The organism is Pseudomonas sp. ZS1P83, from assembly GCF_054897825.1.
In genome coordinates this window covers 803,345-817,635 of sequence record NZ_CM142706.1, presented here as the reverse complement: position 1 = coordinate 817,635, position 14,291 = coordinate 803,345, and the positions used below count along the sequence as shown (strand labels likewise).

General features: G+C 59.4%; 16 protein-coding genes. 6 read left to right on the top strand and 10 right to left on the bottom strand.

What is annotated here, in order from left to right:
• Window positions 1-118: 118 nt before the first annotated feature.
• Window positions 119-1,195 carry a DUF748 domain-containing protein gene (locus ACYZT0_RS04025; RefSeq protein WP_462044725.1) on the top strand — a complete coding sequence of 359 codons (1,077 nt, stop codon included), beginning with the start codon at window positions 119-121 and terminating at the stop codon, window positions 1,193-1,195.
• Here ACYZT0_RS04025 and ACYZT0_RS04020 read toward each other — a convergent pair.
• Together ACYZT0_RS04020 and ACYZT0_RS04015 are read right to left on the bottom strand one after the other, a co-directional pair.
• Entirely contained in the window at window positions 1,192-1,695 is a 504-nt protein-coding gene (locus ACYZT0_RS04020) for a DUF2442 domain-containing protein (RefSeq protein WP_462044724.1), read from the bottom strand. The genes ACYZT0_RS04025 and ACYZT0_RS04020 overlap by 4 nt on opposite strands.
• Window positions 1,683-1,913 carry a DUF4160 domain-containing protein gene (locus ACYZT0_RS04015; RefSeq protein ID WP_462044723.1) on the bottom strand — a complete coding sequence of 77 codons (231 nt, stop codon included), beginning with the start codon at window positions 1,911-1,913 and terminating at the stop codon, window positions 1,683-1,685. Before ACYZT0_RS04015 ends, ACYZT0_RS04020 begins: the two co-directional genes overlap by 13 nt.
• Before the next feature lie 202 nt (window positions 1,914-2,115).
• Here ACYZT0_RS04015 and ACYZT0_RS04010 point away from each other — a divergent pair, with 202 nt between their 5' ends.
• Both ACYZT0_RS04010 and ACYZT0_RS04005 read left to right on the top strand, forming a co-directional pair.
• Window positions 2,116-2,961, top strand: coding sequence for an AAA family ATPase (locus ACYZT0_RS04010; protein WP_140677330.1), 846 nt, complete (start codon window positions 2,116-2,118; stop codon window positions 2,959-2,961).
• A 34-nt stretch (window positions 2,962-2,995) separates the two neighbouring features.
• Complete coding sequence (locus ACYZT0_RS04005) at window positions 2,996-4,174, top strand: vWA domain-containing protein (protein ID WP_074874318.1); 1,179 nt, start codon at window positions 2,996-2,998, stop codon at window positions 4,172-4,174.
• Between the two features lie 110 nt (window positions 4,175-4,284).
• Here the strand turns inward: ACYZT0_RS04005 and ACYZT0_RS04000 are convergent, their stop codons facing one another.
• From ACYZT0_RS04000 to ACYZT0_RS03985, 4 genes are all read right to left on the bottom strand, one after another.
• Window positions 4,285-5,211: a 5-oxoprolinase subunit C family protein gene (locus ACYZT0_RS04000; protein WP_462044722.1), complete on the bottom strand. Its 927-nt coding sequence runs from the start codon at window positions 5,209-5,211 to the stop codon at window positions 4,285-4,287.
• Entirely contained in the window at window positions 5,208-5,912 is a 705-nt protein-coding gene (locus ACYZT0_RS03995; protein ID WP_462044721.1) for a 5-oxoprolinase subunit B family protein, read from the bottom strand. The genes ACYZT0_RS04000 and ACYZT0_RS03995 overlap by 4 nt, the downstream gene beginning before the upstream one ends.
• Window positions 5,909-6,661, bottom strand: a complete 753-nt coding sequence (locus ACYZT0_RS03990; RefSeq protein ID WP_462044720.1) for a 5-oxoprolinase subunit PxpA — start codon at window positions 6,659-6,661, stop codon at window positions 5,909-5,911. The genes ACYZT0_RS03995 and ACYZT0_RS03990 overlap by 4 nt, the downstream gene beginning before the upstream one ends.
• A gap of 76 nt (window positions 6,662-6,737) precedes the next feature.
• Window positions 6,738-8,024 (bottom strand): MFS transporter, encoded by a 1,287-nt coding sequence (locus tag ACYZT0_RS03985; protein WP_462044719.1) that lies wholly within the window; start codon window positions 8,022-8,024, stop codon window positions 6,738-6,740.
• 158 nt (window positions 8,025-8,182) lie between these two features.
• On the opposite strand from ACYZT0_RS03985, the gene ACYZT0_RS03980 reads away from it, so the two are divergent.
• Window positions 8,183-9,097, top strand: a complete 915-nt coding sequence (locus tag ACYZT0_RS03980; RefSeq protein WP_462044718.1) for a LysR family transcriptional regulator — start codon at window positions 8,183-8,185, stop codon at window positions 9,095-9,097.
• 133 nt (window positions 9,098-9,230) lie between these two features.
• Here the strand turns inward: ACYZT0_RS03980 and ACYZT0_RS03975 are convergent, their stop codons facing one another.
• From ACYZT0_RS03975 to ACYZT0_RS03965, 3 genes are read right to left on the bottom strand one after another with little or no spacing between them, the layout of a single operon-like run.
• Window positions 9,231-9,773 carry a DUF2937 family protein gene (locus tag ACYZT0_RS03975; RefSeq protein WP_123366761.1) on the bottom strand — a complete coding sequence of 181 codons (543 nt, stop codon included), beginning with the start codon at window positions 9,771-9,773 and terminating at the stop codon, window positions 9,231-9,233.
• Window positions 9,774-9,784: 11 nt separating this feature from the next.
• Window positions 9,785-10,561, bottom strand: coding sequence for a class II glutamine amidotransferase (locus ACYZT0_RS03970; protein WP_462044717.1), 777 nt, complete (start codon window positions 10,559-10,561; stop codon window positions 9,785-9,787).
• Between the two features lie 32 nt (window positions 10,562-10,593).
• Window positions 10,594-11,091 (bottom strand): MFS transporter, encoded by a 498-nt coding sequence (locus ACYZT0_RS03965; protein ID WP_462044716.1) that lies wholly within the window; start codon window positions 11,089-11,091, stop codon window positions 10,594-10,596.
• Between the two features lie 101 nt (window positions 11,092-11,192).
• On the opposite strand from ACYZT0_RS03965, the gene ACYZT0_RS03960 reads away from it, so the two are divergent.
• Both ACYZT0_RS03960 and ACYZT0_RS03955 read left to right on the top strand, forming a co-directional pair.
• The gene (locus ACYZT0_RS03960) at window positions 11,193-13,247 is read left to right on the top strand and encodes a S9 family peptidase (protein ID WP_462044715.1); all 2,055 of its coding nucleotides are present in this window, start codon (window positions 11,193-11,195) and stop codon (window positions 13,245-13,247) included.
• Window positions 13,248-13,458: 211 nt separating this feature from the next.
• Window positions 13,459-13,932, top strand: coding sequence for a cyclic nucleotide-binding domain-containing protein (locus ACYZT0_RS03955; RefSeq protein WP_462030750.1), 474 nt, complete (start codon window positions 13,459-13,461; stop codon window positions 13,930-13,932).
• Here the strand turns inward: ACYZT0_RS03955 and ACYZT0_RS03950 are convergent.
• Complete coding sequence (locus ACYZT0_RS03950) at window positions 13,929-14,219, bottom strand: hypothetical protein (protein ID WP_462044714.1); 291 nt, start codon at window positions 14,217-14,219, stop codon at window positions 13,929-13,931. The two genes, ACYZT0_RS03955 and ACYZT0_RS03950, sit on opposite strands and share 4 nt — an antisense overlap.
• Window positions 14,220-14,291 lie beyond the last annotated feature (72 nt).

The window sequence follows — 14,291 nt, the reverse complement described above, 5'->3', positions numbered from 1 at the left end:
CCTTGTACAGCGTTAAATAAGCTCTCCAAGGTATGCCTGTTGCTCGTGGTCGTCCAGTCAGTCGAACGTCCTGTAATCGCAGCAGTCAATGGTTTTACATCGCCAGAGATTTGCCATCATGAAACGGAGATACAGTTGGCCGCTGTGGACCCTCGCCGGCCTTGTTGTGCTGCTGATTGCCCTGCATATCGCCCTGCCCTACCTGGTGCGCGACTACCTGAACGATAAGCTGGCAGACATGGGCGATTACCGAGGCCAGATCACCGATGTGGACCTGGCCCTGTGGCGCGGCGCCTACAAAATCAACGGACTGAAAATCGTCAAGGTCGACGGTAAAGTCCCGGTGCCTTTCGTCAACGCGCCGCTGATCGACCTTTCCGTCAGTTGGCACTCGCTCTGGTCCGACCACGCCGTCGTGGCCGAGGTGCAGTTCTTCAACCCAGAGGTGAACTTCGTCGACGGCGGCCCCAACAAGAAAAACTCCCAAACCGGTCAGGGCACCGACTGGCGTGCGCAGTTGAGCAAACTGGCGCCGATCACCTTGAACGAAGTGCGGATCAACGATGGCAAGATCAGTTTCCGCAACTTCAATTCCAAGCCCCCCGTGAACATGAACGCCACTCAGGTCAACGCCAGCATTTACAACCTGACCAACGTGGTCGACACCAAAGGCAAACGAGACGCTCGCTTCGAAGGCAAGGCGCTGCTGTTAGGGCACGCGCCACTGGAAACGACCGCAACCTTCGACCCCTTGAGCAATTTCGAAGACTTCGACTTCCGTCTGCGAGCCAGGGGCATCGAACTCAAACGCATGAACGACTTCGCCTCGGCCTACGGCAAGTTCGACTTCAATGCAGGTCACGGTGATGTGGTCATTGAAGCGCAGGCTAAAAAAGCTAAATTAACGGGCTACATCAAACCGCTGCTGAAGGATGTCGACGTGTTCAATTGGCAGCAGGACGTAGAGAACAAGGACAAAGGGCTTTTCCGCTCCATCTGGGAGGCCATCGTTGGTGGCTCCGAAACCGTACTGAAAAACCAGGGCAAGAACCAATTTGCGACTCGCGTCGAACTGAGCGGCAATGTACATCGACAAGATATCAGCGCGTTCCAGGCGTTTATGCAGATTTTACGCAATGGTTTCATTCAGGCGTTCAATGCCCGGTATGAGCGGCCGAAGCCGGATGCCGATTAAGGCTTGCGCGTGACGGTATAGCGACCGGTTTCTTCGGCCGCCCGCGCCGGGTTCGATTGTTGTTGTAAGAAGTCCCAGCCCAGGCAGGCCAGAGCCAATGATCGGGGTACCGCTTCACGACCGCTGCTGTAACGAGTGATGCTACGGGCACTGACTCCCAGCGCTTCGGCCGCCTGATTCAGCGGCAACCCGGTTCGAGCGCGCCAGTCGATGAAGATCCGGGTGTTTTCGTCCGATGCGTTTTGCGCGAGCGCATCCAGATAAAGCGTGTCTGCGCCGATCTGAATGTCCAGTTCAGGCCATTCAACGCTCCAGCCATCATCGCCCAAGGTTGCACCGTCGAAAGCGCCAGCCTCCAGCAATGGTTGCAACCCTGGATAGCCGCGCAGGTCTCGACTCAAATCGAGGTTCAGTTGCTGACCGTCGATAAAGGTCAGCGCCAGTTGGTGATCCGGTAACACCTGCACAGACGACAGCCGTGGTCGTTTCATGGGTAACATCGTTTCCAATCCTCCAGCAATAGCACTTGATGGGCCCTGACCCACTCCAGCGCTTCCTTGATAATCAGCGGCGGCGCCTTGCCCACCATCACTTCGACGGTTTCAAGGCTGAGCATCACATCGAGCCCGCCACCCGTCAGGTGGACGTGGGGCGGCGGATGATCCTTCTCGCGCAACTGAATGCGGTACGTATCGCGAAATCGGTATTTAGTAGACATGCCTCGCAAGCTATCGCCAAAATGGCGATAGCTCAATACTGGCTAGCGGCCAAGACTGAGTCAAGATGTGACGCCCCATTCAGAGACTGAATAAGCCGTCTGCGTTCACAGTCGACCGGGCAGCGCGTTATAGTCGGGTACTACAATTATTGCGTCCCGCCCTGCCTCGTTCAGGTCGGCGTTACCGTTCGAGGATTAGCAGATGAAGTTCGAAGGCACCCCGGCCTACGTTGCCACCGATGACCTGAAGCTGGCGGTCAACGCCGCCATCACCCTGGAGCGTCCGCTGCTGGTCAAGGGCGAGCCGGGCACTGGCAAAACCATGCTCGCCGAGCAACTGGCCGAATCCTTCGGCGCCAAGCTGATCACTTGGCACATCAAGTCCACCACCAAGGCGCATCAGGGCTTGTACGAGTACGACGCGGTCAGCCGCCTGCGGGACTCGCAGCTGGGTACGGAGAAGGTCCACGACGTTCGCAACTACCTGAAAAAGGGCAAGCTCTGGGAAGCCTTCGAGTCCGAAGAACGGGTGATCCTGCTGATCGACGAAATCGACAAGGCTGACATCGAGTTCCCGAACGACCTGCTGCAAGAACTCGACAAGATGGAGTTCTACGTTTACGAGATCGACGAGACCATCAAGGCCAAGAAGCGTCCGATCATCATCATTACCTCCAACAATGAGAAAGAGCTGCCGGACGCCTTCCTGCGCCGCTGCTTCTTCCACTACATCGCTTTCCCCGACCGCGTCACGCTGCAGAAGATCGTCGATGTGCATTACCCGAACATCAAGAAGGACCTGGTCAGCGAAGCGCTGGACGTGTTCTTCGATGTGCGCAAGGTGCCGGGCCTGAAGAAAAAGCCATCGACCTCCGAGCTGGTGGACTGGCTGAAGCTGCTGATGGCCGACAACATCGGCGAAGCGGTACTGCGTGAACGCGATCCGACCAAGGCCATTCCGCCGCTGGCAGGCGCCCTGGTGAAGAACGAACAGGACGTGCAGTTGCTTGAGCGTCTGGCGTTCATGAGCCGTCGCGGCACCCGTTAAGCCCTCTTATTTAACAAGAGCGAGGGCGATAGCCATGCTGCTTAACCTGTTCAATGAAATGCGTGCAGCCAAAGTGCCGGTCTCTGTACGGGAGCTGTTGGACCTGATCAACGCGTTGAAACAGCGCGTGACCTTCGCCGACATGGACGAGTTTTATTATTTGTCCCGGGCGATTCTGGTGAAGGACGAAAAGCATTTCGACAAGTTCGACCGGGCGTTCGGTGCTTACTTCAATGGCTTGGAAAAACTCGACGATCACCTTCAGGCGTTGATTCCTGAAGATTGGCTGCGCAAGGAATTCGAGCGCTCCCTGTCCGACGAAGAGCGAGCCGCGATCCAGTCCCTCGGCGGCCTGGACAAGCTGATCGAAGAGTTCAAAAAGCGTCTCGAAGAACAGAAAGAACGCCATGCCGGCGGTAATAAGTGGATCGGCACCGGCGGCACAAGCCCGTTCGGCTCGGGTGGTTTCAACCCGGAAGGTATTCGGGTCGGCGATGCAGGCAAGCGCCAGGGCAAAGCGGTCAAGGTCTGGGATCAGCGCGAGTACAAGAACCTCGACGATTCGGTGGAGTTGGGCACGCGCAACATCAAGGTCGCCCTGCGCCGGTTACGCAAATTCGCGCGTCAGGGCGCGGCGGAAGAACTGGACATCGATGGCACCATCGACCACACCGCGCGTGATGCCGGGCTGCTGAACATCCAGATGCGTCCGGAGCGGCGCAACACCGTCAAGTTGTTGCTACTGTTCGACATCGGCGGCTCGATGGACGCCCACGTGAAGATCTGCGAAGAGCTGTTCTCGGCCTGCAAGACCGAATTCAAGCACCTGGAGTACTTCTACTTCCATAACTTCGTTTATGAATCGGTGTGGAAGAACAACATGCGCCGCACTTCCGAGCGCACCTCGACCCAGGACCTGCTGCACAAGTACGGCGCTGACTACAAAGTGATCTTCATCGGCGACGCGGCCATGGCGCCGTATGAAATTACCCAGGCCGGCGGCAGCGTCGAGCACTGGAATGAAGAAGCGGGTTATGTGTGGATGCAGCGGTTCATGGAGAAGTACAAGAAGGTCATCTGGATCAATCCATATCCGAAAGATACGTGGGGCTATACGTCTTCGACCAACATCGTGCGGGACTTGATTAACGACCAGATGTATCCGTTGACGCTGCGAGGGTTGGAGGAAGGGATGCGGTTTTTGTCGAAGTAGTGGCTGTCGATCGTTCCCACGCTCCCGCGTGGGAACGCATCTAGTGACGCTCTGCGTCACAGGGACGCGGAGCGTCCCGGGCGGCATTCCCACGCAGAGCGTGGGAACGATCAATGTGAGGCAAACCGGCGTAAATATTCGACCTGCTCCCGATGCGCCACGTCCTGCACCACCGGCCGCAACCGCACCGTTGCCCCCGGCAGACACTGCGCCAGCCGTGCCAATGCCAACGGCGTCAAGGCGCCCAATCGCGGATAACCACCAATGGTCTGTCGATCATTGAGCAATACAATCGGCTGCCCGTCCGGCGGCACCTGAACCGCACCCAGCGGGATACCTTCGGAAATCATCGGTTTGCCCTGGTATCGCAACGCCGTACCCAGCAAGCGAATGCCCATGCGATCGGCACGGCTGTCGAGGGTCCAGATGCTGTTGAACGCGTCGTACAAACTCTGCCCACTGAACTCGCCAATCTGTGCACCGAGCACCAGGTCCAGCGGCGCGTTGAGTTTGAAATCCGGCACCTGCTCACGCGCCAACTCCCGCAGCAGGCGCAGCGAGCTCCTCGAATAACTCAACTGCGCATCTTTGGCCAACGCCCGGCCCATGCCATCCAGCCCGCCGAGTTCCTCACGGACCACCGTTGCGCTACTGCCCAACACTTTTGGCGCATCAAATCCGCCCGGCGCCGCCAAATAAGCCCGAGCGCCAAGCAGCGGCTGAGTGAATTGCAGTTGCTGACCTTGGTTCAGCCTGAAACTGCGCCACGGTGCCAACGCCTCACCATCCACCTGCGCCCCCAGATCCGCCCCGGCCAGGGCCAGTACGCAATCCTCTTCGGCAACGACGGTGAACCCGCCGAGGGTGATTTCAATCACCGGTGCATCCAGCTCATTACCCAGCAGCCAGTTCGCCCAGGACATCGATCGCCAATCCGCCGCCCCACCCTGGGTTACGCCCAGATGCCGCACGCCGAATCGTCCGGCGTCCTGTAACAAGCACAGCGGCGTACTCGCTTCTATTGATAAACGACTCATGCCTGCGCCTCCAACGGCGTGTCGTCACCGCCCAAGTTGATGAATTCGGCATGACTGATGGCTTCGAAACGCACCGTGTCGCCGGGTTGCATCAGGCTGTAGCCATCGCGTTCGCGGTCGAACAATTTGGCCGGGGTGCGACCGATCAGATTCCAGCCACCAGGGGACACCACCGGGTAAGCGGCCGTTTGGCGTTCGGCGATGCCGACACTGCCGGCGGCTACCTTTTTACGCGGAGTGTTCAGACGCGGCGCCGCCAGCGCTTCTTCCACCAACCCCATGAAGGCGAAACCCGGCGCGAAACCCAAGGCGAACACCTGATATTCACGCTCGCTGTGGCGGCGGATCACTTCATCCACCGCCAGCCCGCTACGCTGGGACAACAGGCTCAATTCGGGGCCGACGCTCACGTCATACCAGACCGGGAGCACATGACATTTGCCGCGAGTGCAGGCGTTGGGCGACAGATCGATCAAGGCCTCGGCGATCAGCTCCCGAGCCTGAGCCGGACTCAGCGCGATCAGATCGTAATGCACCATCAACGTCGTATAGGACGGCACCAGATCAATCAGATGCCCGGCGAACGCAGCACGCAATCCTTCGCTGGCAGCGAGCATCCACGGCATGTTGGCCTCGCTGATCTCATCAAAGAGACGCACCATCAGGCAATCCAGCGCCACCACTTCCACCCGAAGTTTCATGGCGCGCTCTGCTGAACAAGTGCTTCGCGAATGCGTCGCACGGCGGCCACTGAACTGGCGTTGTCGCCGTGTACGCAGAGGGTGTTTGCCTGCAAGTGCAACGCACTGCCATCGCTGGCCGTGAGGTTGCCACCACGGGCAATGATCAGCGCCTGTTCGATGATTGTCTCGGGATCGTGATGCACCGCGCCCGGCAATTGCCGCGAAACCAGCATTCCCGCGCTGTCGTAAGCGCGATCGGCAAAGGCTTCGAACCACAGGGTCACGCCGTATTCATCGCCCAATTGCTGTGCGGCGCGGTTGTCGCGAGTGGCCATCAACATCAGCGGTAACTGGCGATCATAGGACGCCACCGCCTGAAGAACGGCGCGCAATTGCGCCGGGTTGGCCATCATGTCGTTGTACATCGCGCCGTGGGGTTTGACGTAACTCACCCGCCCGCCCTGAGCCCGGCAAATACCGTCGAGGGCGCCGATCTGGTAATGCACAATGTCCTGAAGTTCCTGCGCGGTGTAGGCCATGGAGCGGCGGCCGAATCCGACCAGATCCTGATACGCCGGATGCGCACCGATCTGAACGCCGTTGCTCAGGGCCAGGCTGACCGTCTTGCGCATGATGCTCGGGTCGCCGGCATGGAAGCCGCAGGCGATGTTGGCGCAATCGATGAAGGGCATGACCTCGGCGTCCAGACCCATGGTCCAGTTGCCGAAACTCTCGCCGATGTCGCAGTTCAATAGCAGGCGGTTCACGGTGAACACTCCTGTAGGTTTGATTCTTTTTAGCTGTAGGCATTTGCCCGCAGATTATCAGTTGCTGGGCATTAAGTTATTGGGCTTCAAGTTGCTTGCCACGGGTTTCCGGCAAGCTCAGGGCCGCCAGGATCACCACCCCGTAGGACACCGCCGCAAAACCACCGATTCCCACACTCAAAGGCACCTTCTGGCTCATCAAGCCAATCAGCAGCGGGAACAACGCCGCCAGCGCCCGGCCGATGTTGTAGCAAAAGCCCTGACCCGAACCGCGAATCCGCGTTGGAAACAGCTCGGTCAGAAACGCGCCCATACCGCTGAAAATCCCTGAAGCGAAGAAGCCCAGCGGAAAGCCCAGCCACAGCATCACGCCATTGCTGACCGGTAATTGTGTGTAGAGCAGAACAATGGTGAACGAGCCAACCGCGAACAGAATGAAATTCTTTTTACGCCCAAGGATGTCAGTCAAATACGCGCTGATGACGTAACCGACGTAGGAACCGACGATCACCATCGCCAGATAACCGCCCGTACCGAGTACGCTCAAACCTCGCTCGTTCTTCAGAAACGTCGGCAACCAGGAGGTGATTGCGTAGTAACCGCCCAGAGCACCGGTGGTCAGCACCGACGCGCGAATCGTGGTGAAGAGGATGCCAGGGGCGAAGATCTCGTAAAACTTCGCCGGGTTGCTCGGTTCCTGCATGGCTTTGGCTTCGCGATAGATTTCCGGGTCCTTGACCAACCGACGGACGAAGATCACAAAAATTGCCGGCACGATGCCGAGGATGAACAGTGCGCGCCAAGCGTCTTCCGGCGGCAACACCGAGAACAGCAGCGCATACAAGATCGCCGTCAGCCCCCAACCCAGCGCCCAGCCGGATTGCACCATGCCCACGGCCTTGCCGCGGTCCTTGGCACGGATCACTTCACCCATCAGCACGGCGCCAGCGGTCCATTCGCCGCCGAAACCGAAGCCCATCAGGGTGCGGCTGATCAGCAGTTGCTCGTAGTTCTGGGCGAAACCGCAGAGGAAGGTGAAGAAGGCAAACCACAGAACAGTCAGTTGCAGGGTACGTACGCGACCGATGCGGTCGGAGAGAATCCCCGCCGCCCAACCGCCGATGGCCGAGGCGATCAGGGTGCTGGTGTGAATCAGCCCGGCCTCGCCGGTGGTGATGCCCCACATCGCAATCAGGGTCGGCACCACGAAGCTGAGCATCTGGGTGTCCATGCCGTCGAGGCCATAGCCGATCTTGCAGCTCCAGAAGGTGCGGCGTTCCTGCTGATTGATGTTGCGGTACCAGTCGAAAGGTCCCGGGCGAACCGTGGCTTTGGGGATGTCGAGCGTGTCGGGCGCACTCATGGCAAATCTCCGCGCTAATTTTATTGGTATTGTTGTGAGCCCCGACGACGCCTATCGTGGGAACCGGATGGCCTGATTTTTGGGCGCCCGGCCCTGCTACGTCCAACTAATAAAAACCCGCCCTAGGCATAAGAATTCTTTATCCCCGAGCAGACCCCATGAACCTGAAGTTTCTCGAGACCTTTGTCTGGGTCGCCCGACTCAAGAGTTTTCGTCTGACGGCAGACAAGCTCTTCACCACCCAGGCGTCGATTTCCAGCCGCATTGCAGTGCTCGAAGGCGAGCTCGGAGTAAAGCTGTTCCTGCGCGATTCACGCGGCGTGAGCCTGACGCCCGAAGGCTTGAAAGTGCTCGAATACGCCGAGCAAATGATGGACACCATGCAGGCGCTCAAGCAGTCGATCGAGACCCGTTCGAGCAAGGTCGGTCGGGTTCGCATCGGCGTGATGGACACGGTCATCCATACCTGGCTGAGCCCGTTGGTGGCGCAAATGATGGACCACTATCCGCTGGTGGAAATCGAGTTAGTGGCCGATACCGCGCTCAACCTCTGCGATCAGCTGCAAAAAGGCTTTCTCGATCTGATCCTGCAAACCGACCTGTTGCGTCAGGAAAGTGTGCGCAGCCTTGAGCTGGCCAGTCACCCGATGGGCTGGATTGTTGCCAGCAATTCGATCTACAACCGCGAGTATTCAGGCATTGCCGATCTGGCGCGCGAGCGCATCATTACTTACTCAAAAAACTCACATCCGCATCAGAACATCTTGAGTTTGATGCAGGCCAACGGCGTCATGGCGCCACGGCTCAATTGCGTGAACTCGGTATCGGCAATTACCCGTTTGCTGCGCGATGGCTTCGGCATTGGCGCGTTGCCGCCGGTGCTGGTGGCTGAAGAACTGGCGCGGGGTGAGCTGACCTTGCTGGCCATTGAGCAACGGCCGCCGAATTTGCAGGTGGTGGTGTCGTGGCGGGTTGGCGTGGAGTGGGTCGAAGAAATCGTGGCGTTGTGTCAGCAGGTGCTGGACGGGTATGCGCGCAAGGTGGGCGAGGATTACATCGTCCTCACGCACTGATGATCGTTCCCACGCTCTGCGTGGGAATGCAGCCCGGGACGCTCCGCGTCCCATCCAAAGCCGAACGCGGAGCGTCCGTTGAGGCATTCCCACGCGGACGGTTCGACGCCTCGACGTGGGAACGATCATCAACTCAAAGGCCGCGCACATCCCGATCTTCAATCGGCCGGCTCTGGCGCAGGCGTTTGCCGCCCAGCACCACCCAGTCGATCAGCCGGAACAGGCATTCAATGCCGAACGACAGCAGCAACGCCCCGCTCATGCCCCAGATCATCGCTTCCGGCGTCAGCAGAATCTGGTAGCTGTAGCCGTTCCAGGTTTCCTTGCGAATATCCGGGTCGGCCGCCAGCGCAACCTGCAGGAAGCGGATGTACCACGGGCCCTGCATGGCCTGAAACTGTTTATCGAGGGCCAGTTGACGGGTCAGCAAAGTGCTCAGGCTGTCGGCATCGCTGCGAAAAATCGGGTCTTCGCTCGCGCGGTAATGGGCCACCAGCGCCTGCATGTCACCCTTGAAGAACTGATTGGCAGTGCCCTGAAAACCGCTCAGACCGGTCTGCGCCTCAATCAGATGCGCTTCGACCCGCTTGGCATAATCGCTGATGAACCCCGGCACCTGGACTCCGATCAACAGGCCCGCCGCAAACAACACCAGCCTTAGATAACTGAGCAACATGAGGGCAATCCTTATTCGGTCTTGCCTTGGCTGACGCATTCACCGCGTCGCCAGAGGCTCCATTGGCCCGGTTCGTAGCGGGTCCAGGTTTCGTTTTCGGTCAAGGGTTCGGTGGCGATCACCGTGACCACGTCGTTGGGCGTGGTTTCGGCCTGGAAGTCGACGATCACATCGACGTCCTTCAAGCGCGCCGGGCCGAATGGCGCGCGACGGGTGATTTGCGCCAGCTTGGTCGAGCAGTAGCAGAACAACCAATCGCCGTCGCTGAGCAGACAGTTGAACACGCCTTTGCTTCGGTACTCGGCGCAGGCGGCTACCAGGTCTGGCAGCAGTTCTTCGACCGCGACCGGTTCCGGGAACGCTGCGCGCACACGGTTGAGCAAATCGCAGAACGCCGCTTCGCTGTCGGTATCGCCGACCGGGCGGTAAAAGCTTGTGATTGGTTGAAAGTCCGCGAGCTGACCGTTGTGGGCGAAACACCAGTTGCGCCCCCACAGTTCACGCACGAACGGATGGGTGTTGGACAGGCAGACCTTGCCGACATTGGCCTGGCGGATGTGCCCGATCACGACTTCGCTCTTGATTGGATAGCGCTGCACCAGGTTGGCGACTTCGGACTCACAGCTCGCCGCCGGGTCCTGGAACAGTCGCAGGCCACGGCCCTCGTAAAAGGCGATGCCCCAACCGTCACGGTGCGGACCGGTGCGGCCGCCGCGCTGCATCAGCCCGGTGAAGCTGAACACGATATCGGTCGGCACATTGGCGCTCATGCCCAATAACTCACACATGCTCGGATTCTCGCTGAAAGGCAGGGGCAAGGTTACAGACGTGGTTCAACCCGCAAACGCTGAGGGTTGCTCGGCACCGGTGGACGACCGTAACGATCATCGCCCGCACCGCCGAAGGGATGATCTTCTTCCGGTTCGTCGGCTCTTGCCGCAGCCTTGGCAGCGGCAGCCAGTTCCTTGCGAGCGTTGGACGCACGTTCGATAGGGAACCGGATCGCCACGAATACCAGGTAGATGCCGAAGGCGATCATGCCGTACATGAACAGGTCGGAAATAGCCCGCCAGGCGTTGTTGCCGACCTTGAACAACAGATCAAGGGCAGTAATGGCGATGGCCGGTGCGACCTTTTCCTTCACCGGGTCGATGATGGTGGGGCTGAACAGCAACACCGCAACCAGCAGCCGCAGCGGTTCACGCAGCCAGCGCCACATCCAGCGGGTCAAGCGCATCCACACCAACAGGCAGCCCAAAGCGGCAAAGGCGTAGAGGCCCCAAGCGATCAGATAGTCGTTCTCGGTCATGGTGTCCATGGCAAGGCAGGCAAAGAGGCGCTTATAGTAACGACTTTTCGCACGTCAGGCTTGCCCGCCGTCTGCGAACCCCCATTTCGTAAACCGTTCGAGAGTCCTTCATGCCCCTATCCGTCAACGTTTTCGACGCTCCCATTGCCCACAAGGCCGAAGGCGACGACCCGTATGCCTGGCTGCAGGAGCGCGACACCGACGCGGTGCTCGACTACCTGAAAGCGGAAAACCGCTATCAAGAGGCGCAAACCGCCGACCAGGCCGGGCTGCGTGAAACCCTGTTCGAAGAGATCAAGGGCCGGATTCTCGAAACCGACCTGTCCTTGCCCTCCCCTTGGGGTCCGTACCTGTATTACACACGCACCACGGCGGGTGACGAATACGCCCGTCACTACCGCTGCCCGCGCCCGGCTGATGACAGCCTGCAGCTCGACGAAAGCCAGGAACAGCTGCTGCTGGACCCGAATGCACTGGCCAAAGGCGGCTTCTTTTCCCTGGGCGCATTCAGTATCAGCCCGGACCACCAGCGTCTGGCTTACAGCATCGATGCCATGGGCGACGAGATTTACACGCTGTTCGTGAAGGAATTGTCCAACGGCCGTGTCAGCGAACTGGAATTCCAGGACTGCGACGGCAGCATGACCTGGGCCAATGACAGCCTGACGCTGTTCTTCGGCGAGCTGGACGAGACCCATCGTCCGCACAAACTGTTCCGTTATCGGTTGGACGGTACAGCGGCTGAAGAAGTGTTCCATGAGCAGGACGGTCGATTCTTCATGCATTGCTACCGCTCGAGCTCCGAGCAGCAATTACTGCTGTCCCTGGGCAGCAAGACCACCAGCGAAGTCTGGGTGCTCGACGCGTTCCAGCCGCAGCAAGCTTTTACCTGTATCGCACCGAGGGTGGAAGACCATGAGTACGACGTCGACCACGGCGCACTCGATGGCGAGTGGGCCTGGTTCGTTCGCACCAACCGCGACGGTATCAACTTTGCCCTGTACCACGCCGTCGACACCGGCGTGGCGCCGACCGAGGCCGATTGGCAGAACCTGATCCCGCACAGCGACACGGTGATGATCGACGGCATGAGCCTCAACGCCGGGGCCATGACCCTGAGCCTGCGAGTCGGCGGCTTGCCAGTGATTGAAGTTCATCCGCAAGACCTGCCCAGCTACCGTGTGCAACTACCGGATGCGGCCTACAGCCTTCACGTGCAAAACAGTCTGGAATTCGTCAGCGACAGGATCCGTCTGCGCTACGAAGCGTTGAACCGTCCGGCGCAAATCCGCCAGCTTGAGCTGGGCAGCGGCGAGCAGAAAGTCCTCAAGGAAACCCCGGTGCTCGGGCCGTTCGACGCCGATGCCTACGTCAGTCAGCGTCTATGGGCGACGGCACCGGACGGTACGAAAGTGCCGATCAGCTTCGTCGTCAAACGCGAAGCACTGGGCCAACCGACGCCGCTTTATCTGTACGGCTATGGCGCCTACGGTGAAAGCCTCGACCCGTGGTTCTCCCACGCTCGTTTGAGTCTGCTGGATCGTGGCGTGGCGTTCGCCATCGCTCACGTGCGTGGCGGCGGTGAACTGGGCGAAGCCTGGTATCGCGCTGGCAAGCAGGAACACAAACACAACACCTTCAGCGACTTCATCGCGTGCGCCGAACACCTGATCGCCGATGGCTTCACCACATCACAGCAATTGGCGATCAGCGGCGGCAGTGCCGGTGGCCTGCTGATCGGCGCGGTGCTCAATCAGCGGCCAGAGCTGTTCGGAGCAGCGATTGCCGAAGTACCGTTCGTCGACGTGCTGAACACCATGCTCGACCCGGATCTGCCGTTAACCGTCACCGAATACGACGAGTGGGGTAATCCTGAAGAGCCGGACGTCTATGAGCGAATCAAGGCCTACGCCCCGTACGAAAACGTCACCGCGCAAGCCTATCCGGCGACCCTCGTGATCGCCGGCTACAACGACAGTCGCGTGCAGTACTGGGAAGCGGCCAAGTGGGTGGCAAAATTACGTGCGACCAAAACCGACACCAACCCCCTGCTGCTCAGGACCGAATTGGGTGCCGGGCATGGCGGGATGAGCGGTCGTTATCAGGGATTGCGTGATGTAGCACTCGAATACGCATTTGTTTTCAAGGTTTTGGGCATCGCCTGAGGAACTCCGTTCGGCGTGCCGGTCTTAACTCTGAACACCGGACGCCGCCCCCGTGTAGGAGCGAGGCTTGCCCGCGAAGGCATTTTCACAGTCAACATTGATGTTGGATGTTACGGCCTCTTCGCGGGCAAGTCGGATCGCCGCATCGCTCGCTCCTACTAGGGATTCGGGCCGGAACCAGAACCAGACACAAGAAAAAGACCGTGACGACATGTCAGAACCGACCTTATTGAACAACGAAATTCGCGACTGGCTGATGGACTGTGGCCTGTTCGATCAACTGCTACCGGCGGACTTTGCCGCTGCCTCGGGTTACTTCAGCATCAGCACCATTGCTCAGGGCGAAGAGATTTTCCATGAGGGCGATGCCGGCAGCTTCATGTGCATCATCCACACCGGCCAGGTGGCGGTGCAGAAAACCAACAGCGACGGGCAACGGGTGACCATGGCAACGTTGCGCAGCGGTCGGGCGTTCGGCGAAATGGCCGTACTTGACGGCGAACGACGATCGGCCAGTTGCGTGGCCGCAAGCAATTGCCAGCTGCTCAATCTGGGCAAGGACTCGCTGGAAAAGATGCTCAACGATGCACCGAAAATCGCCGCCAAAGTCATCCGTGCCCTTGCCGTTTCCCTCTCCAAACGCCTGCGCATGGCCGACGGGCAACTGCTTTCGCAGCAGGTTTAACCGCCGGGTGATTTGGCTTTCGACGGGTTATGCTCCAGCCCCGGCAGTGGCTGGTCCTTGGTGGGCGGGCTAGGCATTTCCATGGGCACCAACGGCGGACCGCCACTGCCTGGGCCAACCTTGGGCACACTGGTCGGAGTGATTTGCGGGTACGGTGTCGGGGTCGCAGTGCCGGGCGAACCGGGCAGAGGCGCGGGGCTGGTGGGGATGGTTTGCATCACCTGGGCCTGCACTGCAGTTATCGAGAGCGCGGCCAAGGCAATGACCGTTAGAATGGTGCGCTTCATCAATGGCTCCGTTGGCCTTGTTGTCTTTTTGCAGGCTACTCCCAACAGCGCGTGTTTGCCTTCCTCCCTTTA

Coding starts and splice junctions, on each gene's coding strand:
- ACYZT0_RS04025 (WP_462044725.1), top strand. CDS start 119: ATGAAACGGAGATACAGTTGGCCGCTGTGGACCCTCGCCGGCCTTGTT.
- ACYZT0_RS04020 (WP_462044724.1), bottom strand. CDS start 1,695: ATGTTACCCATGAAACGACCACGGCTGTCGTCTGTGCAGGTGTTACCG.
- ACYZT0_RS04015 (WP_462044723.1), bottom strand. CDS start 1,913: ATGTCTACTAAATACCGATTTCGCGATACGTACCGCATTCAGTTGCGC.
- ACYZT0_RS04010 (WP_140677330.1), top strand. CDS start 2,116: ATGAAGTTCGAAGGCACCCCGGCCTACGTTGCCACCGATGACCTGAAG.
- ACYZT0_RS04005 (WP_074874318.1), top strand. CDS start 2,996: ATGCTGCTTAACCTGTTCAATGAAATGCGTGCAGCCAAAGTGCCGGTC.
- ACYZT0_RS04000 (WP_462044722.1), bottom strand. CDS start 5,211: ATGAGTCGTTTATCAATAGAAGCGAGTACGCCGCTGTGCTTGTTACAG.
- ACYZT0_RS03995 (WP_462044721.1), bottom strand. CDS start 5,912: ATGAAACTTCGGGTGGAAGTGGTGGCGCTGGATTGCCTGATGGTGCGT.
- ACYZT0_RS03985 (WP_462044719.1), bottom strand. CDS start 8,024: ATGAGTGCGCCCGACACGCTCGACATCCCCAAAGCCACGGTTCGCCCG.
- ACYZT0_RS03980 (WP_462044718.1), top strand. CDS start 8,183: ATGAACCTGAAGTTTCTCGAGACCTTTGTCTGGGTCGCCCGACTCAAG.
- ACYZT0_RS03975 (WP_123366761.1), bottom strand. CDS start 9,773: ATGTTGCTCAGTTATCTAAGGCTGGTGTTGTTTGCGGCGGGCCTGTTG.
- ACYZT0_RS03970 (WP_462044717.1), bottom strand. CDS start 10,561: ATGTGTGAGTTATTGGGCATGAGCGCCAATGTGCCGACCGATATCGTG.
- ACYZT0_RS03965 (WP_462044716.1), bottom strand. CDS start 11,091: ATGGACACCATGACCGAGAACGACTATCTGATCGCTTGGGGCCTCTAC.
- ACYZT0_RS03960 (WP_462044715.1), top strand. CDS start 11,193: ATGCCCCTATCCGTCAACGTTTTCGACGCTCCCATTGCCCACAAGGCC.
- ACYZT0_RS03955 (WP_462030750.1), top strand. CDS start 13,459: ATGTCAGAACCGACCTTATTGAACAACGAAATTCGCGACTGGCTGATG.
- ACYZT0_RS03950 (WP_462044714.1), bottom strand. CDS start 14,219: ATGAAGCGCACCATTCTAACGGTCATTGCCTTGGCCGCGCTCTCGATA.